The organism is Micromonospora sp. NPDC005305 (assembly GCF_040607315.1).
In the GTDB taxonomy this organism is placed as follows: Bacteria; Actinomycetota; Actinomycetes; order Mycobacteriales; family Micromonosporaceae; genus Micromonospora.
Genome location: NZ_JBEXGL010000027.1, coordinates 29,907 through 50,694 on the forward strand (window position 1 = coordinate 29,907; position 20,788 = coordinate 50,694).

General features: G+C 75.6%; 14 protein-coding genes. 9 read left to right on the plus strand and 5 right to left on the minus strand.

All coding sequences use genetic code 11. From position 1 onward, the window contains the following. Nucleotides 1-127: 127 nt before the first annotated feature. The 5 genes from ABZS80_RS29390 to ABZS80_RS29410 form a co-directional block, all read right to left on the minus strand. The gene (locus tag ABZS80_RS29390; RefSeq protein ID WP_355060894.1) at nucleotides 128-3,739 is read right to left on the minus strand and encodes a multicopper oxidase domain-containing protein; all 3,612 of its coding nucleotides are present in this window, start codon (nucleotides 3,737-3,739) and stop codon (nucleotides 128-130) included. 181 nt (nucleotides 3,740-3,920) lie between these two features. Then, complete coding sequence (locus ABZS80_RS29395; RefSeq protein ID WP_355060895.1) at nucleotides 3,921-4,751, minus strand: zinc finger domain-containing protein; 831 nt, start codon at nucleotides 4,749-4,751, stop codon at nucleotides 3,921-3,923. Nucleotides 4,752-4,796: 45 nt separating this feature from the next. Then, nucleotides 4,797-5,603, minus strand: a complete 807-nt coding sequence (locus ABZS80_RS29400) for an SAM-dependent chlorinase/fluorinase (protein ID WP_355060897.1) — start codon at nucleotides 5,601-5,603, stop codon at nucleotides 4,797-4,799. Continuing rightward, nucleotides 5,600-6,106 (minus strand): GNAT family N-acetyltransferase, encoded by a 507-nt coding sequence (locus tag ABZS80_RS29405; RefSeq protein ID WP_355060899.1) that lies wholly within the window; start codon nucleotides 6,104-6,106, stop codon nucleotides 5,600-5,602. Before ABZS80_RS29405 ends, ABZS80_RS29400 begins: the two co-directional genes overlap by 4 nt. A gap of 460 nt (nucleotides 6,107-6,566) precedes the next feature. After that, complete coding sequence (locus ABZS80_RS29410) at nucleotides 6,567-11,345, minus strand: DEAD/DEAH box helicase (RefSeq protein ID WP_355060900.1); 4,779 nt, start codon at nucleotides 11,343-11,345, stop codon at nucleotides 6,567-6,569. Nucleotides 11,346-11,525: 180 nt separating this feature from the next. Between ABZS80_RS29410 and ABZS80_RS29415 the strand changes: the two genes are divergently transcribed. The 9 genes from ABZS80_RS29415 to ABZS80_RS29455 all read left to right on the plus strand — a co-directional run bounded on the left by ABZS80_RS29415 (nucleotide 11,526) and on the right by ABZS80_RS29455 (nucleotide 20,735). Next, nucleotides 11,526-11,894, plus strand: a complete 369-nt coding sequence (locus tag ABZS80_RS29415; RefSeq protein ID WP_355060902.1) for a hypothetical protein — start codon at nucleotides 11,526-11,528, stop codon at nucleotides 11,892-11,894. 120 nt (nucleotides 11,895-12,014) lie between these two features. Continuing rightward, nucleotides 12,015-14,849 carry a Na+/H+ antiporter subunit A gene (locus tag ABZS80_RS29420; RefSeq protein WP_355060904.1) on the plus strand — a complete coding sequence of 945 codons (2,835 nt, stop codon included), beginning with the start codon at nucleotides 12,015-12,017 and terminating at the stop codon, nucleotides 14,847-14,849. Between the two features lie 34 nt (nucleotides 14,850-14,883). Then, on the plus strand, nucleotides 14,884-15,366 hold the full coding sequence (locus tag ABZS80_RS29425) for a Na(+)/H(+) antiporter subunit C (RefSeq protein ID WP_355060906.1): 483 nt from the start codon (nucleotides 14,884-14,886) through the stop codon (nucleotides 15,364-15,366). Next, nucleotides 15,363-16,859, plus strand: coding sequence for a Na+/H+ antiporter subunit D (locus ABZS80_RS29430; protein ID WP_355060908.1), 1,497 nt, complete (start codon nucleotides 15,363-15,365; stop codon nucleotides 16,857-16,859). Before ABZS80_RS29425 ends, ABZS80_RS29430 begins: the two co-directional genes overlap by 4 nt. Continuing rightward, a complete protein-coding gene (locus ABZS80_RS29435) occupies nucleotides 16,856-17,512 on the plus strand; it encodes a Na+/H+ antiporter subunit E (RefSeq protein WP_355060910.1) in 657 nt (218 codons plus the stop codon). Before ABZS80_RS29430 ends, ABZS80_RS29435 begins: the two co-directional genes overlap by 4 nt. Further along, on the plus strand, nucleotides 17,509-17,772 hold the full coding sequence (locus tag ABZS80_RS29440; protein WP_355060912.1) for a monovalent cation/H+ antiporter complex subunit F: 264 nt from the start codon (nucleotides 17,509-17,511) through the stop codon (nucleotides 17,770-17,772). The genes ABZS80_RS29435 and ABZS80_RS29440 overlap by 4 nt, the downstream gene beginning before the upstream one ends. A gap of 55 nt (nucleotides 17,773-17,827) precedes the next feature. Beyond that, the gene (gene mnhG, locus ABZS80_RS29445; RefSeq protein WP_355060914.1) at nucleotides 17,828-18,157 is read left to right on the plus strand and encodes a monovalent cation/H(+) antiporter subunit G; all 330 of its coding nucleotides are present in this window, start codon (nucleotides 17,828-17,830) and stop codon (nucleotides 18,155-18,157) included. A 161-nt stretch (nucleotides 18,158-18,318) separates the two neighbouring features. Beyond that, nucleotides 18,319-19,674: a hemolysin family protein gene (locus tag ABZS80_RS29450; RefSeq protein WP_355060916.1), complete on the plus strand. Its 1,356-nt coding sequence runs from the start codon at nucleotides 18,319-18,321 to the stop codon at nucleotides 19,672-19,674. After that, nucleotides 19,671-20,735: a hemolysin family protein gene (locus ABZS80_RS29455; protein WP_355060917.1), complete on the plus strand. Its 1,065-nt coding sequence runs from the start codon at nucleotides 19,671-19,673 to the stop codon at nucleotides 20,733-20,735. Before ABZS80_RS29450 ends, ABZS80_RS29455 begins: the two co-directional genes overlap by 4 nt. Nucleotides 20,736-20,788 lie beyond the last annotated feature (53 nt).

Below are 20,788 nucleotides of genomic sequence, written 5' to 3' on the forward strand. Positions count from 1 at the left end.
ACCTCCCCACCCCCCACCCCCCCCCCCCCACCCCCTCACCCCCCCATTTGCCGGCTTTCAAAACGTTTTTTGCGTCAGGAACCGGTGGGTTCCTGACGCAAACTCCTTGATCAACACGGACTGGGGGCTACTCGGGGGTGATCACCTGGGTGGGGGTGGTCCAGGGTGAGGTGCCGACGACGTTGACCGAGCGGATGCGGTAGTGGTAGGTCGCGCCTCGGGTCAGGCCCGTGTTCGTGAAGCCGCGGCCGGTCACGCTGAACGTGGCCAGGTCGTGGGTGAAGGCGGCGTCGGTCGCCCGCTGCACCACGAAGCTGGCGCCCGCCCCCGTGGGCGTGCTGGCCGACCAGCTCAGGATCACCGTGGCGGTGTCCGGGGCGGGCGCCGTGGCGGTGGCGAGCACCCCGGCCGGCATCCCGGGCCGGGGCGGCGTCGTCACCGTGGCCACCGTCGACCAGGGTGACGCCGCGCCCAGGTACGTGGTGCGGACCCGGTAGTAGTAGGTGGTGTCCGGGGCGACCACCGGGTCGAGGTGCGCCTCGCCCACGGCGATGGCCGTGGTCCCCGGCCCGCTCGTGAACGTCGGGTTGGTGGCCCGCTGCACGTCCACCCCGGTGGCGAAGGAGCGGTTCGACCAGCGCAACGCGATCCGCAGCGGGGCGGCCGGCGGGATCGCGGCGGCCAGCTTGGCCGGTGCCGTGAGCTGCACCGAGGAGGGGATGCTGTTCGACCAGGCCGAGCAGCTCACCGCGTTCTCGGCCCGGATCCGGTAGTGGTAGGTGACGCCCGGGGTGACGGTCGCGTCGGTGTACCGGGTGGCCGCGGCGGCCACCGTGATCTCGGTGAGCCCGGCCGTGAAGGCCGCGTCGGTGGCGCGTTGGAGCCGGTGGCTGGTGGCCGGCGGGCGGCTGCCGTTGCCGGTCCAGGTCAGTCCGATGGCCGGCAGCGCGGTGGCCGAGCCGGGCGCCGGGGTCGCGGTCAGCCCGGTCGGCGCCTTGGGCGCCACCCGCAGCACGAGCGGCCGGCTCATGCCCTGGTCGCGTAGTCCCGCCGAGCGGCTCTGCCAGCGGTACTCCCAGCCCAGGTTGACCAGCTGGTTGACCACTGCGGCGGGCCGCCCGTCGACCGGGCTGACCGGGCTGGCGTCCAGCCGGGCGCCGGCCGGCCGGGTCGGGTCGAGCAGGCGGACGCTGTCGCCGATCTTGAAAGGGAGGCTGGGCGGGACCGGGCGCAGCGCCACGATCACGTCCTCCCGCGGGTTCACCCGGACGGTGTCCTTCCAGCCCAGCTCGTTGGCGTCCGGCGGGCGGACCGTGCCGTCCCAGCCGACCCGGTTGACCAGTTGCACGTCGCAGCCCTCGACGTGCACCGGGTGGGTGCGGGGTGCGTCGCCGACGATGCGCCACAGCTGGGTGCCGTCGGCCAGCCCGCCCACCGGCACGGTCGGGTCGGTCGTGTACAGCACCTCGGTCGCCGGGTCGACCGGGCCGAGCGGCAGGGTGGGCGGGGTCCGCTGCCCGGCGTTCGGGTGGGCCACCCCGAGCCGCCCCACCGCCCGGCCGTGCCGGGACTCGAAGACCTGCCCGACCGACTTCACGGCCAGCGGCAGCGTGACCGGGGCGGCCGCGCCGGCCGGGGTGAAGGTGACCGAGGTGGCGCGCGCCGGCACCAGCGTCGCGCCGGGGGTGCGGGTGCCGAAGGCCGCGTCGTAGGCCGGCTGCGGCACGATCGGCGGTCGCTGGCTCTCCGCGTACGCGCCGGGCAGCCGGGCGGCGAGCCGGTCCCGGTCGTACGGCGCGGCCGGCGTCCCGGTCACCCGGATCTGGAGGAGGGTACGCGTGTTCGGGCCGTAGCCGGGGTGCGCGGCGGGGAGGCCACCGGTGGAGGTGCGCTCGGATGCGTCGGTGTGGTGGTCGTAGCGGGGGTCGAACCGGGGCAGCGGCGCCGGGCAGTCGTTGTAGAGGATCAGGGTGCTGCCCGGCGGGACGGTCGCGAAGTCGACCACCACGTCGGCCCGTTCGCCGGGGGCGAGCAGCAGGGTGTGCCCGTCCACGTTGAGCGCCGTGGGGTCCTGGCGGTCGTACCGGTAGCCGACCGGGCGGTGGGGCAGCACCACGGGGGCGGGCAGGAGGCCACCCTCGTTGCCGATCTGGATCAGCTCCGGACCGGCGGCGGCCGGATCGGGCACCCCGCCCTCGCGCCCGTCGGCCGGCCAGTGCGCCGGCCGCCCGGCCGCCCGGACCGCGTCGACCATCGGCACCTCGCCGGCGCGCGGGTCGCCCGGCGCGCCGGTCTCGGTCCACATCGGCTGGTCCGAGCGGGCCCGGTAGAGCTGGAGGTTCAGCGTGCGATCCGGGCAGGCGTTGAGGATCCGGAACCGGTACGCCCGTGGCGCGACCTCCAGGTACGGGTAGGCCACCCCGTTGACCAGCGGGGTGTCCCCGTACGCCTCGGGCACGGCCGACGGGTGCGGCACGCCCGGCGCGAGGGGCGGCTCGTCGGGCTCGGCGACCGGGTCGTGGTGCGGGTTCGGCACCGGGGCGACCCAGGGGCTGGCCCCGCCGTCCGGGTCGTGCGTCCACGGGCCGTAGTCCCAGCGGCCGGTCGGGTTCCCGCCGGTGCTCCGGTAGGGATTCTGCCGGGGCTGGTAGACGTGCGGGTGCCAGAGGCTGCCCTTCGCGCCCCAGCGGTCCCGGTCCCAGGTGGGATCCTGGGCGGCGAGCTGGGCGTCGTCCGGCACGAAGGTCTTGTCCTCGATCACCAGGGGCAGCTGGTCGGCGGGAAGCACCCCGTCGTCGACCAGCCGCTCCTCGGCCGGGTCGGTCAGCAGGTAGAGCGCGAGCTGCCCCGAGTAGACGGTGAGCCGCGACAGGCCCAGCGTGTTGTCGTGCAGCCACATGAGCCGGCCGCTCTGCTCGTTGGGGAAGTACAACGTGGTGGCGCCCGCGCCGGGCGGCGGCATGTCCGGCACCACGGTCACCCCCACCCCCGTCGGGTACGGGGTGATCTCGCCGGCCGGGGTGATCCACTGCCACGGGTTGCCGGCGCTGATCCACGCCGTCTGCGCCCCGGCCAGGTGCGGCACCGCCCGGTTCTGCGGGTACGGCGCAGGCCCGTCCAGCGGGCCCGTCCCGGCCCCGTCGACCGTCTCGTCGACCGGCAGGAACAGTTCGCCGGCCCGGCCGGTGGGCAGCTGGTTGATGAACTTGACCCGCACCGGCCGGCCGCGCCGGGCCACGATCATCGGGCCGAGGTGCCAGGGCCGGTCCGGCGGGACCACCGTGTTGTGGCCGGCCGCGTCGGTGCCGAGGTTGAGCTGGCGGTAGCCGCGCAGCCGGGTGGCCGGCAGGTCCCGGTGCAGGCGTTGCGCGTACTCCTGGAGGCCGATCTCGTAGTAGTCGCAGCCCGGCCAGGTGATCGTGTCGGGGACCGCGACGGGCAGGCGGGCGCCGAGCCCGGCGGTGGCCAGCGGGCCGGGCACCGGCAGCGGGTCGACGAACTTGCGGATGCCGGTGCCGGGCACCGGCCGGCCGTCCCGGTCGAGCGTGGGCAGCGGGCTCGCGGCGAAGTTCGGCACCGGGCCGAACAGGCGCGGCACGGCGGCCGGGTCGAGACTGGCCGGGGTGGGGCCGGTCTCCTCCTCGGCGGCGCGGGCGGCGGGCACCGTCGGCGCGTGGTCCTCGGCGGTCCGGGCGAACCGGTCCGTCCATCCCGGCCGGAGTCTGCGGAACAGCACCATGGCTCTCCCCGGGGTCGGGGCGCGCCTGCCGTCACCCCGACGTGGCGGGCGTACGCGCTGCTGACGATCGGTGAGCACTCCACCGCAGCATGCGACGCCGAAGGTGCGGGAGGGAACTACCCAATCGTCCCTATCTCGGGCGATCTTGGGTGGTTCGTGGAAGTTCCACGGGTCATCCCGCTCACCGGGCCGGCTGGCAGGCGGGGCACCAGTACGTCACCCGCTCGCCCAGCTCCTCCTTGCGGATCGCCGTGCCGCAGCGCCGGCACGGCTGGGCCCGGCGGCCGTAGACGTAGCTGGTCTGGCCGCGGTGCAGCGACCCGGTGGTGCTCTGCGCCCAGCGGCCCCGGTTCGCGGCGAGCAGCCGCTGCGCGAGCGTGACCGTGCCCGGCAGGTCCGGCACCGCGCGGACCGGCGCCCACGGGTTGACCCCGCGCAGGAACAGCACCTCACACTTGTAGAGGTTGCCCACCCCGGCCAGGTTGCGCTGGTCCAGCAGCGCCTCCCCGATCGTCTCGTCCGGGTGGGCCGACAGCCGGCGCACCGCCTCGTCCGGGTCCCAGTCCGTGCCGAGCAGGTCCGGGCCAAGGTGGCCGACCAGCGACTCCTCCTCGGCGGTCGGGATCAGGGCCAGCTCGTGCAGGTGGTAGCCCACCGCCACCGCGCCGGGGGACCGGAGCACCACCCGGATCAGGTGCGCGGGCCGGGCCGCCCACCGCTCGCCCGGTGCGTACGCGCGCCAGGCGCCGTCCATCCGCAGATGCGAGTGCAGGGTCCAGTCCCGCCCGCCCCCGTCAGGCGGCGCGGCGGTGGCTCGCGCGGGGGCGCCGGGGGGCGCGGTGAGCCGGAGCAGCAGGTGTTTGCCCCGGCTGGTCGATTCGCGGACGGTCCAGCCGGTCAGGTCGGTCGGGGCGAGCTGCGGCACGCGGAAGTCGGAGCCGGTGAGCCGGGCGCCGGCCAGGGCGCGCTGGAGGACGCGGGCGGTGTTCCAGACGGTGTCGCCTTCGGGCACCCCTCCATCCTCCCTCGCTCGGCGGGATTCGCAGGGCTGGCCGGGTCAGTCGCCGGTGACCGTCACCACGTCGCCGGGTCGTACGCCGAGCAGGTCGACCGCGCGGCCGTTGTTGACGGCGAGCGCCACCAGCCCGGCCGAGTCCACGTACGCGACCAGCCCGCCGGCCGGGGCGTCACCGAAGGTGTGCCCACGCACCGCCAGGCGGCCGGCCACCCGTACCCGCTCCGGCAGCCCGCCCAGCAGCGCGCCGGGGGCAGCCAGTTGGACGTTGCCGAAGTGGTCGACGGTCAGCACCTCGGCGGTGAAGCCCGCGTCGTCGGCGCGGACCACCGGCGCCGGCAGGCGGACCAGCGTCGCCGGGTCCACGGCCGGGCCCGCCCCGGCCAGCGGCGCGCCGAGCGCCAGCCGCGCGGCGACCGGCGCGAACACGTCCCGCCCGTGGAAGGTGCGGGAGACCTCCGGGGCGAGCCAGGCCGGACTGGTCAGCTCGACCGCCCCGGTGATCCCGCCGAGCGCTTCGGCGGCGTCCAGCAGCAGCCCGTTGTCCGGGCCGACCAGCAGCCCGCCCGGGGTGGCCAGGGCGACACCCCGCCGTGCCGTGCCCACACCCGGGTCGACCACGGCCACGTGCACCCCCACCGGCAGGTATGGCACGGCCTGGGCGAGCACCGCCGCGCCCCGGCGTACGTCGGCCGGCGGCACCAGGTGGGTCACGTCGATCACCCGGGCGGCCGGGGCGAGCCGGGCGAGCACCCCGTGGCAGGCCGCCACGAACCCGTCGGCCAGGCCGTAGTCGGTGGTCAGCGAGATCCAGGGGCCGCCGGCCGGCCCGCCGTCGAGCCTCGTCACGAGCCGGCCGCCGGTGCCGGGAGCCGCCGCTCCAGCCGCAGCTCATCGTGGAGCGGGATGTCGTCCTCACCCAGGTACGGGATGGTCGGCTTGACGGCCCGCGCCCGGTCCACCGCGCCCGCGTCCACCGCCACGATCCGCATCCCCCGGCGCTGATAGAAGCGCAGCGCCCGAAGGTTGTCGTTGGTGGTGACCAGCCAGAGCCGGTCCGCCCCGGCCGCCGTGGCGACCACCTCGGCGGCGGCCATGAGGGCGCTGCCCGCGCCGTTGCCCGGGGTCGTCGCGGCCAGGCTGACCACCTCCAGCCCGCCGCCGGCGGCGCGGTGCACCAGCGCCCCGGCGAAGCCGCCCGCCCCGTCCAAGGCCACCAGGGTGGGCAGTTCCCGCAGGTCGTAGCGGGTGTCGTGGACCACCACGTACGGGCCGCCCCACTCCCGTTGGTGCAGGGCCGCGAGGTCGGCATGGTCGCCGGGTCCGGCGGGTCGTACCTGGATCGAGGCCATCCGTCCCTCCTCGTCGTGTGCGGCACACCCTAGCGAGCGTGTCCGCACGGTCCGTCCCGTGCCGGCTCGGCGCCACCCATCAGGCCCGACGCGGTCGAGCGGCGCCCGACGGTGAGCCACCTCCGTCGAGCCGGCGCCGGCCTCCTCCGAGCAAACGCCCGTCGAGCCGGCGCAGGCCCTCCTCCGAGCCACCGCGCCTCCCGCCGCCGCTTGCCCTCCCGCCCGCCCGGCTCCCACTACTCGGGAGCCCCCGTCCACGTCCCGGAACATCGACAAGATCTTGGTACCAAACGGCCCCTATAGGGGCCACTTCCGTCCAAGGTCGCTGACGCTGACGCTGACGCTGACGCTGACGCTGACCGGCCGGCGCGGTGACCGGCAGGGCGACTCCGACGTCGGCTGTGACCCGCCGGACCGCCGACGTCCGACGGCGGCGCACGTTCCGGTGGGGCGTCGGTGGTCAGCCGCGGAGGCGGAGGCCGCGGGGGGTGGCGCGGAAGCCGGCCGCGGTGAGCGCGTCGCGCAGCGGCGAGGAGTTCACGGCCTCGCCGTCGGCGCGTTCCACGGAGATCGCGCCGAGCGCGCCGGAGTGCACCGCGTCGGCGAGTGCCTTGCCGGCCGCGGCCAGCGCGTCGGTGTCGTCGGTGAAGGAGAGGATGGTCCGCCCGCCCCGCTCGACGTAGAGCACGAGGTCGCCGCCGACGAGCACGACGAGGGCCCCGGCCTTGCGTCCGGCCCGGTGCCCGGTGGCCGGGGTCGCCCCGTCGCCGGAGTCGACCACCCGGTCGGGCCAGGGCAGGGCCGCGCCGTAGGGGTTGGCCGGGTCGGTGGCGGCGAGCACCACGGTGGGTCCGCCGCGGCCTCGACTGTCGTCGGGGTCGGCGAGGGCGCGGATGCGGTCGACGGCGCCGGGCACGGCGAACTGGGCCGCGCCCAGCCCTTCGACGAAGTACCCGCGCCGGGCCGCCCCGCGTTCCTCGAGCGCGGAGAGCACCGGGTAGACCGCCGCGAAGCCGCCGGTCACCTGCTCGGCCATGACGGCGCCCCGGGTGACCACGCCGTGCCGTTCGAGCAGCAGGTCGGCGAGGGCGGCGGCCCGCCGGGTGGGGTCGAGGTCGCGCTCGGGCAGCCGGGACCAGCGGCCGGCCACGGTGGGTGGGCCGCCGCGGCTGGGCAGCGCCACCCGGCCGGGGCGGCGGTAGCGGGTGCGCGGGGCGGTCGGCCGGCTCCGGTGCGCCCCGCCGCCGCCGAGGGCCGCCCGGAGCGGGGCCAGGGTGTCGTTGGTGAGATGGCCGGCCCAGACCAGGTCCCACACGGCGGACGTCAGGGCGGTGTCGTCGGTGGAGCCGACCCGGTCGGACAGGGAGCGGAAGAACAGCGCCTGCCCGTCGGCGAGCGCGTCGAGCACGGCCTCGTGCAGCGGGGTGACGGCCAGCGCCTCGTCCGGCGGGGGCAGCAGCAGCGGCGCGACGTCGGCGTAGGCGAGGGTGACCCAGCCGTCGCCGCCGGAGATCGCCCCGGATCCGGCCCAGACCACCTCCCCGCTGGCGCAGAGCTCGTCGAGCTGGGCGGGGGAGTAGTCGGCGATGCGGGCGGGCAGCACGAGACGTTCCAGCGCGGACGCCGGCACGGCCGCGCCCTGCAACTGCTCCACGGTGGCGGCGACCGCCTCGACGCCCCGGGCCGAGGAGCCCACCTGCTGCCAGCGGGGCAGGAACGCGGCGAGCGCCCGGGGCGGCACCGGCTCGATCTCCCGGCGCAGCGCGGCGAGGGACCGGCGGCGCAGCATCCGCAACACCTCTGCGTCGCACCACTGGGTGCCGACGCTGTCCGGGGCGAACTCGCCGGAGACGACCCGGCCGGTGGCGGCGAGCCGGCGCAGCGCCTGCTCGACGACGAACACCCCGAGCCCGAACCGGGCGGCGCAGGTGGCCGCCGCGAACGGGCCGTGGGTGCGGGCGTAGCGGGCCACCAGGTCGCCGAGCGGGTCGGCCACCGGCTCCAGGTACGCCTCGGCCACCCCGACGGGCAGCGCCACGCCGAGCGCGTCGCGCAGCCGGGCCGCGTCCTCGACGACCACCCAGCGGTCCTCCCCGGCGATCCGGACCCGCAGCACCCGTCGGGCCGCCTCCAGCTCGCCCAGCCACCCGGCCGGTACGCCCCGTTCGGCCAGCTCCGCCTCGCTCAGGTCGCCGACCACCCGGAGCAGCTCGACCACGTCCTCGGCGTCGCGGGCGCGGCGCTGCTCGGTGCGCCAGCGCAGTTGCCGCTCGGTCTCGGCCAGCACCGCGGGGTCGAGCAGCTCCCGCAGGTCGACCCGGCCGAGCAGCTCACCGAGAAGCCCGGAGTCGAGGGCCAGGGCGGCGGCCCGCCGCTCGGCCAGCGGCGCGTCGCCCTCGTAGAGGAACGCGCCCACGTAGCCGAACAGGAGTGAGCGGGCGAACGGCGACGGGCGCTCGGACTCCACCTCGACCAGGCGGACCTTGCGGGCGCCCAGGTCCCGCATCAGCTCGGCCAGCGCCGGCTGGTCGAAGACGTCCTGGAGGCACTCCCGGGCGGCCTCCAGCGTGACCGGGAAGTCGGCGTACTCGCGGGCCACGTCGAGGAGTTGCGCGGCGCGCTGGCGCTGCTGCCAGAGCGGCTGGCGGCGGCGCGGGTCGCGGCGGGGCAGCAGCAGGGACCGGGCCGCGCATTCGCGGAACCGGGAGGCGAACAGCGCAGACGTGCCCACCGACTCCTCGACGAGCTGGGCGATCTCCTCCGGGTCGAAGACCACCACGTCGGCGCCGGGCGGCTCCTCGGCGGTGTCGGGCAGCCGGACCACGATGCCGTCGTCGGAGGGCATCACCTGGGCGTCCACCCCGTAGCGCTCCGCGAGCCGCCGGCCGATGGCCAGCGCCCACGGACCGTTGACCCGGGTGCCGAGCACCGAGTGCACGGCGAGCCGCCAGTCGCCCAGCTCGTCGCGGAACCGCTCGACCACCACCGTGCGGTCGTCGGGCAGCGACCGGGTGGCCTCCTTCTGCTCGCGCAGGTAGGTCATCAGATTGCCGGCGGCCCAGTCGTCCAGCCCGCCCGCGCGCAGCGCGGCCACCGCGTCGGCGTCGGACTGCCGCAGCAGCGCCCGGACCCGCGCGCCGATGGCCCGGCCCAGCTCCACCGGGCGGCCGAGCTGGTCGCCCTTCCAGAACGGCATCCGGGCGGCCTGCCCGGGCGCGGGGGAGACCAGCACCCGGTCGGGGGTGATCTCCTCGATCCGCCAGGACGACGAGCCGAGCAGGAACACGTCACCGACCCGGGACTCGTAGACCATCTCCTCGTCCAGCTCGCCCACCCGGGCGGCCCGCTCGGCGCCGGCCAGGAAGACCCCGAACAGTCCGCGGTCGGGGATGGTGCCGCCGCTGGTGACGGCGAGCCGCTGCGCGCCGGGCCGGCCGGTGAGCACGTCGGCGGCCCGGTCCCAGACCAGCCGGGGGCGCAGCTCGGCGAAGGCGGTCGACGGGTAACGCCCGGACAGCATGTCGAGAACCGCGTGCAGCGCCGAGTCGGGCAGCTCGGCGAAGGGCGCGGCGCGGCGGACCAGCACGGCCAGGTCGCCCAGCCGCCACGGCTCCAGGGCCACCATCGCCACGATCTGCTGGGCCAGCACGTCGAGCGGGTTGCGCGGGTAGTGCAGCTCCTCGATCGCGCCGACGCCCATCCGCTCGGCGACCACCGTGCAGGAGAGCAGGTCGCCGCGGTGCTTCGGGAAGACCACGCCCTGGGAGACCGCGCCGACCTGGTGCCCGGCCCGGCCGACGCGTTGCAGGCCGGCGGCGACGCTCGGCGGTGCCTCGATCTGCACGACCAGGTCGACCGCGCCCATGTCGATGCCCAGCTCCAGGCTGGAGGTGGCGACCACGGCCGGGAGCTGCCCGGACTTGAGCGCCTCCTCGATGTGCTTGCGCTCCTCGCGGGAGACGCTGCCGTGGTGGGCGCGGGCGATCACCGGCGGCGCCCCGGCCGCCGCCCCGGACTGCGCCATCACCTCGGCCGGCTGTCGGGGCGCGCGCAGCGGCCCGACCGGCCCGCCGAACGCGTCGGCACCACGCCGCGGCCCCGGACCGAAGCCGCCGGCCGCCAGGTCGGGGCCGCCCCCCGGGCCGCCGTCGCCGGTCGCGGGGGCGAGGTCGTCCCCCGGACCGACGTCGTCGGCCGCCGGGCCGTCGCCCCCGGGCAGCAGCTCGGATACGCGCACCGGCTCCCCGCCCCGGGCCACGCGCCCGCCGTCCGGGGCGGCCGCCGCCTCGAGTTCCTCGGCGGCCAGCTCGTTGAGCCGGGCGCAGAGCCGCTCGGCGCTGCGCCGCGAGTTGGTGAAGACGATGGTCGACCGGTGCGACCGGATCAGCGAGAAGACCCGCTCCTCGACGGCGGGCCAGATCGACGCCCGGCGCGGCCCGATCCCGCCCAGGGCGTCCTCCGGCGGCTCCTGCTCGTCGAGGCGGGTCATGTCCTCGACCGGGACCTGGACGCTGACCTCGATGGTCTTGCTGGTGGGCGGCTGCACCACGTCGACCGGGCGGGCGCCGCCGAGGAAGCGGGCGCAGACGTCGATCGGCCGGACGGTGGCGGAGAGCCCGATCCGCTGCGCCGGGGTCTCCAGCAGCGCGTCGAGGCGTTCCAGGGAGAGCGCCAGGTGGGCGCCGCGCTTCGTCCCGGCGACCGCGTGCACCTCGTCGATGATCACCGTGCGGACCCCGCGCAGCGAGTCGCGGGCCGCGGAGGTGAGCAGCAGGAACAGCGACTCGGGCGTGGTGATGAGGATGTCCGGCGGGGTCCGGGCGAAGGCCCGCCGCTCGTCGGCGGGGGTGTCGCCGGTGCGCATGCCCACGGTGATGTCGGGCGGGGTGATGCCGAGCCGGGTGGCGGCCTGCCGGATGCCGGTGAGCGGGGCGCGCAGGTTGCGCTCGACGTCGACGGCGAGCGCCTTGAGCGGGCTGACGTAGAGGACCCGGCAGCGGTGCCGTGCCTCGGCGGGCGCCGGCTCCTTGGCCAGCCGGTCGAGCGACCAGAGGAACGCCGCGAGGGTCTTGCCGGAGCCGGTCGGGGCGACGACCAGCGCGTTGCGGCCGGCGGCGACGGACCGCCAGGCGCCTTCCTGGGCGGCGGTGGGCGCCGCGAAGGCCGCGGCGAACCACTCCCGGGTCGCCGCGCCGAACCCCGCCAGGACCGCCGCGCCCCGGGTCACCTCGTCCGCCACGCCCTCTATCCTGCCCCCACCGTGCGACAACCGGTCCGCGCCGGACGCTGATCTGTCCGGGACGGGGCTTTACGCGACGGATGCGGCCTTGGATGCGTTAAGTCTTACTTAACTGCTTGCTTGCAGCGCGCAACATAAAGTAACTTCACTCGCAACGCAGCGTGGGGTGGAGGGGCTTGGATGACCGTGCAGGGGCGAGGGTCCGGGTCCGGCACCGACGTGCTCATCCGCAAGGTCGACAGTCACCTCGCCACACTGCGCACCGGCCTGCACGGCCCCGAGCTGGAGCTGGCCGAGGAGCTGGCCCGCTGCCTGCGTGAGCTGGTCGTCGCCACCGCCCACTCCAGCGCCGCCGACCGGGGGCTCGTCCGCGCCGCCGTGCACTATTTCGTGCTCCGCCGGGAAAGCCGCGGCAAGCTGCTGCCGGTGCGCTCCCTGGCGGCCGCCCAGCGGGTGGTCAACAAGGCGGTCCGCCAGCTCGGCCGTCCCGACCTGCTCGTCGAGACGCCCCGCCGGGACCGTTCCGCCCCCGACCCCGCCCTGCGCTGACCTGGGCGCCGGCCACCGGGCCGGTTTCCCGAAAACCGCCCGGTCGGGCGGGAATGTGGCGTCTGATCGGTCGTGGCCGCAGCGTGCCTCGGCGCGCTGTCACCTCGACCGGGAGTGCGCGTGCTCGTCCTGCTGATCCTGCACCTGGTGGCGGCCCTGTCCGCCCCGCTGCTGGTCCGCCGGTGGGGCCCCCGCGCCTGCCTGCTGCTCGCGCTCGCCCCGGCCGCCACCTTCGCGTGGGCGGTGGCGCACACCGGGGCGGTCCGTGGGGGCGGGGCGGTCGTCGAGACGTACCCGTGGGTCCCCGAGCTCCAGCTCGACGTGGCGCTGCGGGTCACCACGCTGTCCTGGCTGATGCTGCTGCTGGTCGGCGGCGTGGGCGCGCTGGTGCTGGTCTACTCCGCCCGCTACTTCCATGCCGGCTCGGCGGGCCTGGCCCGGTTCGCGGCCGTCATGGTGGCCTTCGCCGGGGCGATGCTCGGCCTGGTCGTCTCCGACGACCTGCTGCTGCTCTACGTCTTCTGGGAGTTGACCACTGTCTTCTCCTACCTGCTGATCGGTCACAGCACCGAGCGGCGGTCCAGCCGGTGGGCCGCCGCCCAGGCCCTGACCGTCACCACCCTGGGCGGGCTGGCCATGCTGGTCGGCTTCCTGCTGTTTGGCCACCACGTCGGCAGCTACCGCTGGTCCGTCGTGACGGCCGCGCCGCTGCCCGGCGGCGGCTACCTCGTGGTCGCCGTGCTGCTCGTCCTCGCCGGCGCGCTCGCGAAGTCTGCGGTGTTCCCCTTCACCTCGTGGCTGCCGGTGGCGATGGCGGCGCCCACCCCGGTCAGCGCGTACCTGCACGCGGCGGCCATGGTGAAGGCCGGGGTGTTCCTCATCGGGCTGCTCGGCCCGGCGCTCGCGCCGGCCGGGCCGTGGCGTCCGGTCACCGTGGTCGCCGGGCTGGTCACCCTGGTCGCCGGGGGCTGGGCGGCGCTGCGGCAGACCGACCTCAAGCTGCTGCTGGCGTACGGGACGGTCAGCCAGCTCGGCCTGCTCACCGTGGTGCTCGGCGCGGGCACCCCGAAGGCGGCCCTCGCCGGCGTCGCCATGCTGCTGGCGCACGCGCTGTTCAAGGCGGCGCTGTTCCTCGTCGTCGGCATCCTCGACCACAGCGCCGGCAGCCGGGATCTGCGCGACCTGTCCGGCGTGGGACGGAGCGCCCCGGTGCTCACCACGGTCGCCGCGCTGGCCGCCGCCTCGATGGCCGGAGTGCCGCCGCTGCTCGGCTTCGTGGCGAAGGAGGCGGTGCTCGGCGCGTTCACCGGGCGGCCGGTGGTGCTCGCCGTGCTGGTGGCCGGGAGCGCGCTGACCGTCGCGTACAGCATCCGGTTCCTCTGGGGCGCGTTCGCGACCCGGCCCGGCGTGCCCGTGACCGACGTGGAGCGCCCGCCCGCCGCGATGCTCGTACCCCCGGCCCTGCTCGCCGTCGCCGGGCTCGCCGCCGGTCCGGCCGCCGGCTGGCTGGGCGGGCTGCTCCGCCCGTACGCCGAGCTGTTCGGCCCGGTCGAGGAGAAACTGGCGCTCTGGCACGGCCCCACCGCGGCGCTCGGCCTCTCCGCCGTGGTGCTCGCCGGCGGGGTCGTGCTGCACCTGGTCCGCGGCCCGCTCACCCCGGCGCTGGCGCGGCTCCGCGCGCCGGTCAGCGGCAACCAGGGGTACGAGTGGATCACGCACCGGTTCGACCGGTTCGCCATCGAGGTCACCGGCGCGACCCAGCGCGGCGCCCTACCGCAGTACCTGGGCACCGTGCTCGTCGTCCTCGTGCTGGTGCCCGGCGGCGCCATGCTGGCCACCCGGCCGTGGCGCACCGAGATCGCCGTCTGGGACAACCCGACCCAGCTCGTGGTCTGCGTGGTGATCGCGGTGGCCGCGCTGCTCGCGCTGGGCGCCCGGCGCCGGCTCACCGCCATGCTGCTGGTGGGCGTCACCGGCTACGGCACCGCCATGATGTTCGTCCTCTACGGCGCGCCCGACGTGGCGCTCACCCAGTTCCTCGTGGAGACCGCCACCATCGCCGTCTTCGTGCTGGTGCTGCGCCGGCTGCCGGAACGCTTCTCGGCCCGCCCGCTGCGCCGCAGCCGCTGGGTGCGCCGGGGCATCGGGGTGGCCGCCGGCGTGGTCATGGCTGGCCTGGCGCTGGCCGCGGCGGGCGCGCGGCGTACCCCGTCGATCTCGGCGGCGTTCCCCGACCTGGCCGTGGCGCAGGGGTACGGCCGCAACGTGGTCAACGTGACCCTGGTCGACATCCGGGCCTGGGACACCATGGGGGAGATCGCCGTGCTGGTGGTGACCGCGACCGGGGTGGCCAGCCTGATCTTCGAGCGGTCCCGCACCGGGCCCCGGCCGCGCCGACCCGCCCCGGTCCGGTCCCGCCGCGACCGGCGGACGGTCTGGCTGCGCGGCGGGGCGACCCTGCACGAGCGCCGCCGCTCGATCGTCTTCGAGGTGGTCACCCGGCTGATCTTCCACACGGTGCTGCTCTTCTCGCTGTTCCTGCTCTTCTCCGGGCACAACTCCCCGGGCGGCGGCTTCTCCGGCGGGCTGGTCGCCGGGCTCGCGCTGACGGTCCGCTACCTGGCCGGCGGCCGGTACGAGCTGGCCGAGGCGGCGCCGGTCGGCGCCGGCACCGTGCTCGGCGCGGGCCTGGCCGTCTCGGTCGGCGGCGGCGCGCTCGGGCTGCTCGTCGCCGGCCAGGTGCTGGAGAGCGTGAAGGTCAACCTCTGGCTGCCGCTGGTCGGCCACTTCTACCTGGTCACGTCGCTCTTCTTCGACATCGGCGTCTATCTCGTCGTGGTTGGGCTGGTGCTGGACATCCTGCGCAGCCTCGGCGCCGAGGTGGACCGGCACGTCGAGGCGGCCGGCGAGCCGGCCGGCGGGCTGGCCGTGCAGCGCGAGGGGGAGGCGCCGTGAGGGCGCCGCCAGCGTCCCGGCCGGGGGTGCCGCGGTGAGCCGGGGCGCGGCGGGGCCGACCCTGGTGCTGGTGATCGCTGTCGGCGTGCTCGTGGCCACCGGGGTCACGCTGCTGCTGGAGCGGAGCCTGACCCGGATCCTGCTCGGCGTCATCCTGCTCGGCAACGGGGTGAACCTGCTGATCCTGCTCGGCGGCCGGTCCGGGGCCGCCCCGCTGGTGGGCGCCGCGCCGGCCCCGGCGATGAGCGACGCGCTGCCGCAGGCCATGGTGCTCACCGCCGTGGTGATCACGTTCGGGCTGACCGCGTTCCTGCTCGCCGTCGCCTACCGGAGCTGGTACCTGTCCGGCGACGACGAGGTGCAGGACGACCTGGAGGACCGGCAGATCGTCCGGCTCGCCGAGCGCAACGAGGTGCCCACCGCGGACCTCGGCGGCGAGGGGCCGGACAACGACCCGGAGCAGGTGGACCCGGAGCCGGCGCTGCGCCGCCTCCGCCGGCGGGGAGAACAACGATGACGCCCGCCCTGGTGCCGCTGCCCGTGGTGGTGCCGCTGCTCGGCGCGGCGCTCACCCTGATCCTCACCAACCGGCCCCGGTTGCAGCGGTCGGTCAGCGTGATCGGGCTGACCACGACCCTGCTCGTGGCGGTGGTGCTATTGGTCGAGGCGTACCGGCACGGGCCCGTGGTGGTGCGGGTGGGCGGCTGGCCGCCCCCGGTCGGCATCGTGCTGGTCGCCGACCAGTTGGCCGCGCTGATGCTCGTGGTCTCCTCGGCGGTCACCCTCTGCGTGCTGCTCTACTCGATCGGCCAGGGGCGGGGCGAGTCCGGCGAGACCGCGCCGGTGAGCATCTACCACCCGACCTACCTGGTGCTGACCGCCGGCGTGACCAACGCCTTCCTCGCCGGGGACCTGTTCAACCTGTTCGTCGGCTTCGAGATCCTGCTGGCCGCGAGCTTCGTGCTGATCACCCTCGGTGGCACGGAGGTGCGGATCCGCACCGGCTCGACGTACGTGGTGGTCAGCGTCCTGTCGTCGATGATCTTCCTGGCCGCGGTGGGGCTCGTGTACGCGGCCACCGGCACCCTCAACATGGCGCAGCTCGCCGGCCGGCTGGACGCCCTGCCGCCCGCCGTACGCCTGGCGTTGCAGCTCACCCTGTTGCTCGCGTTCGGCATCAAGGCGGCCGTGTTCCCGGTCTCCGCGTGGCTGCCGGACAGCTACCCGACCGCGCCCGCCCCGGTTACCGCGGTGTTCGCCGGCCTGCTCACCAAGGTCGGCGTGTACGCGATCATCCGCACCGAGACGCTGCTCTTCCCCGGCGGCCAGGTGTCCGGCCTGCTCATGGTGGTGGCCGGGCTGACCATGGTGGTCGGCATCCTCGGCGCGGCGGCGCAGTCCGACATGAAGCGGCTCTTCTCCTTCACCCTGGTCAGCCACATCGGCTACATGATCTTCGGGGTGGCGTTGAGCAGCGTCGCGGGCCTGGCCGGGGCGATCTTCTACGTGGTGCACCACATCACCATCCAGACCACCCTCTTCCTGGTCGCCGGCCTGGTCGAGCAGCGCGCCGGCAGCACCGACCTGCGCCGCCTCGGCGGGCTGGCCCGGATCGCCCCGCTGCTCGCCGTGCTCTTCTTCGTCCCGGCCATGAACCTGGCGGGCATCCCGCCGTTCTCCGGCTTCCTGGGCAAGCTCGGCCTGCTCCAGGCCGGCGTGGCGGCCGGCGGGGCGCTGCCCGCCGTGCTCGTCGGGGCGGGCACCCTGACCAGCCTGCTCACCCTCTACGCCGCCTCCCGGGTGTGGAACATCGCGTTCTGGCGGGCGCCCCGGCTGGTCACCGCCGGCCCGCCCGTACGGCTGCCCAGGCTGATGGTCGGGGCCACCGCGGCCCTCGTGCTGCTCGGGCTGGTGCTCACCCTGGCCGCCGGGCCGCTGTTCCGGGTCACCGCGGACGCCGCGACCGACCTGCGCCAGCGCACCCCGTACGTCCGGGCGGTCCTGCCGTGACCGACGGCCTCCCGCCGGGGCGGGCGGCCGGCGGTGGGGAACCGCCGGGCGGCCCGCCACCGGCCGCCCCGGCGCCCGACGCCCCCGTGCCCCCCGTGGGCCGGGGCGGGCGGCGGCGCGACCAGGCCGTCGCGCTCGGCTGGCTGGTCGCCATCTGGGTGCTGCTCTGGGGCGACCTGTCCTGGGGCAACCTGCTCGCCGGCCTGGTGATCGGCGCGGCCGTGCTGCTCTTCTTCCCGCTCCCGCCGGTCACCTTCGGCGGGCGGCTGCGCCCCGGCGCGCTGCTGGTCCTCGCGGTCACCTTCGTCGGCGAACTGGTCACCGCCAGCCTGCACGTCGCCGCCGTCGCGGTGCGCCCCGGCTTCCGCCCCCGCGGCGCGATCATCGCGGTGCCGCTGCGGGTGCGCACCGACCTCAACCTGGCGCTCACCGCCGAGGTGATCTCCCTGGTGCCCGGGACCCTGATCCTCGACGTGGACCGCGACCGCGGGGTGCTCTACGTGCACGTCCTCGACGTCCGCCGCCCGGAGGACCTGACCGCCAGCCGGAAGCGGATCCTCGCCGTCGAACGGCGCATCGTCCGCGCCGTGGGCTCCCCCGCCGAGGTACGCCAGCTCAGTCTCGAACCCGTCGATCGGAGGGATCACCCGTGACCGCGCTCCTCGCCCTCGCGCTGACCGTGCTGCTCTCGGTCACCGCGCTGCTCGCCCTGGCCCGGATCTACCGCGGCCCGTCCCTGCTCGACCGGGTCGTCGGCGCCGACCTGCTGCTCTCCACCATGCTCGGCGCCGTGGGTGCGGAGGCGGCGGTGAACGGGCACGCCACCACACTGCCCGTGCTCGTGGTGCTGTCCCTGCTCGGCTTCGTCGGCTCGGTGTCGCTGGTCCGCTTCGCGGCCCGGGAGGAAGTGTGAGCGCGAGGAGTGAGCCGGGTCTGCGAGCCCCGCAGTCGCGAACGAAGGCAGTGCAGTGAGCGCGGTCGCGGACTGGGTCGGTGGGGTCTTCCTGCTGGGCGGGGCGCTGCTCAGCCTGGTCGCCGGGATCGGCGTGCTGCGCTTCCCGGACGTGCTGGCCCGGATGCACGCCGCCACCAAGCCGCAGGTGCTCGGCGTGCTGCTGCTCCTCGTGGGCCTCGCGCTGCGCCTGCGTACGCCGTCGGACCTCGGCATGATCGCGCTGGTGGCGGTCTTCCAGCTGGCCACCGCGCCGGTCGCCGCGCAGATGATCGGCCGGGCCGCCTACCGCGCCGGGCGGGTCGACCGGAAGCTGCTGGACGTCGACGAGCTGTCCGGCCGGTGAACCGGACAGCGGGGAGGCTTCCGGCACCCTCAGCGAACGTCCAGTCGCCGCCGATAAAATGGCGGCATGATCGACTCGTCTGCCCAGGAGGGCAGCAGTAGCCAGCCGGGTCGTGCCCGGCAACCTCTGGACCCGACGGCCCCGGGAGCCCTGACCCTCCCGTGCTGATCCTCGTCGGACTCGTCCTCATCATCGTGCTCACCGCCGCGACCGGTTACTTCGTGGCTCAGGAGTTCGGTTACGTCGCCGTGGACCGGGGCAAGCTCAAGCAGCTGGCCGACGGCGGCGACCGTGCCGCCGCCCGGGCCCTGGAGGTGACCAGCCGGCTCTCGTTCATGCTCTCCGGCGCCCAGCTCGGCATCACCGTCACCGCCCTGCTGGTCGGTTACGCCGCCGAGCCGTACCTGGGCGCCGGGCTGGCCGACCTGCTCGGCGTCGCCGGGCTCTCCAGCGGGCTGGCCCTTCCGCTGTCGGTGGTGCTCGCCCTGCTCATCGCCACCGTGGTGCAGATGGTCCTCGGCGAGCTGGCCCCGAAGAACCTGGCCATCGCCCGCGCCGTGCCGCTCGCCCGGGCGCTCGCCGGGTCCACCCTCATGTACCTGCGGATCGCCGGACCGGTGATCACCCTCTTCGACCGGGCCGCCGTGCGGCTGCTCCGCCGGGTCGGCATCGAGCCCATCGAGGAGCTGCCCAGCGGCGCCACCCCGGAGGACCTGGAGCAGATCATCGCCGAGTCCCGGGAGGAGGGGCACCTCGACGCCGAGATGTCCGACCTGCTCGACCGGGGGCTCGACTTCCGGGAGTTGTCCGCCGGGGAGGCCATGGTCCCCCGCGTCGACGTGCACACCGTACGGGCCGACGAGCCGGTCAGCCGGGTCGTCGAGCTGCTCGACACGGGCCACTCCCGGTTCCCGGTGCGCGGCGCCGAGGGCGTCGACGACCTCGTCGGCGTGGTCGGCATCGCCGACGTGCTCGGGGTGCCGCCGGCCGAGCGGGCGAGCACCCGGGTCGCCGCGGTGGCCGTACCCCCGTTGCTGGTGCCGGAGACGTTGCCGCTGCCGACGGTGCTGGACCGGCTCCGGGTCGGGCACCGCCAGCTCGCCTGCGTGGTCGACGAGTACGGCGGCTTCGCCGGCGTGATCACGCTGGAGGACATCGCCGAGGAGTTGGTCGGGCCGATCCGCGACGAGGACGACCCGCCGGAGCGGGCTCCCGCCCGGCAGGAGGACGGTTCCTGGGTGGTGCCGGCCCGCTGGCGGATCGACGAGGTGGCCGACAGCACCGGCATCGCGCTGCCCGAGGCGCCCGAGTACGACACGCTCTCCGGCCTGGTCATGCGCGAGTTGGGCCGGGTGCCCGAGGTGGGTGACCGGCTGGAGATCGCGCTCGCCGTCGACGGCGACGAGCCGGACGCCGGGCCGCGCGCCCTGGTCGAGGTGCTCGCCGTGGACCGGCACGTGGCCGACTCCGTCCGCCTCCGCACGACGGCCGCCGCGCACGGGGAGGAGGCCGCATGAGCCCCGGGTTCGCGCTCTTCTTCTCCGTGGTGCTCCTGGCGCTCAACGGCTTCTTCGTGGCGGCCGAGTTCGCGCTGGTCGCGTCCAAGCGGTACCGCCTGGAGCAGGCGGCGGCGGGCGGTGGCCGGGCGGCCCGCGCGGCGCTGGACGGCGTCCGCGAGCTGAGCCTCATGCTGGCCGGCGCCCAGCTCGGCATCACCCTGTGCACCCTGGGCCTCGGCGCGCTGGCCGAGCCGGCCATCGAGCACCTGCTCAGCCCGTTGCTGCACGCGGTCGGGCTGCCGGACGCGGTCAGCCACCTGGTCGGGCTGCTCTTCGCCCTGGCGCTGGTGACGTTCCTGCACCTGGTGGTCGGCGAGATGGCCCCGAAGTCCTGGGCGATCACCGACGCGGAGCGTTCGGCCATGCTGCTGGCGCTGCCGTTCCGGGCCTTCGCCCGGGTCGCCCGTCCGGTGCTGTCCGCGCTCAACGCGCTGGCCAACGCCGTGCTGCGGCTGGTCGGCGTCCGGCAGCAGGACCAGCTCGCCCAGGTGCACGGCCCGGACGAGCTGCGCATCCTGCTGGAGCAGTCCCGCGAGCACGGGCTGCTCGGCGCCGAGCAGCACCAGATGCTGACCAGCATGCTGGAGTTGCAGGGCACCACCGTGGCGCAGGTGATGGAGCCGTTCGACCGGATCGTCACGGTCCGCCGGGACGACGCCGCCGAGCGGATCGAGCAGGTCTCCCGCGACAGCGGCCGGTCCCGGCTCGCCGTCGTCGACACCGGCGGCGAGGTCTGCGGCCTGGTCCACGTCCGCGAGGCGGTCCGCGCGGTCACCACCGGCCGGCCGGCGACCGCCGAGGACCTGATGACGCCGGCGTTCACCCTGCCCGGCGAGGCGTCGGTCACCGAGGCGGTGGCCGCCATGCGGGGCCGGCAGGCCCAGCTGGCGCTGGTGCGCAACGGCGGCGGCCCGACCCGGCCGATCGGCTTCGTCGCGCTGGAGGACCTCCTCGAGGAGGTCATCGGCGAGTTCGACGACGAGACCGACCCGGTGCCGCGCGGCCGCCGGATGCGCTGACGCCGCGTTTCCCGTCCCCACCGGCTGCTTCGGGTGCGTTTGTCGTCGTCCCG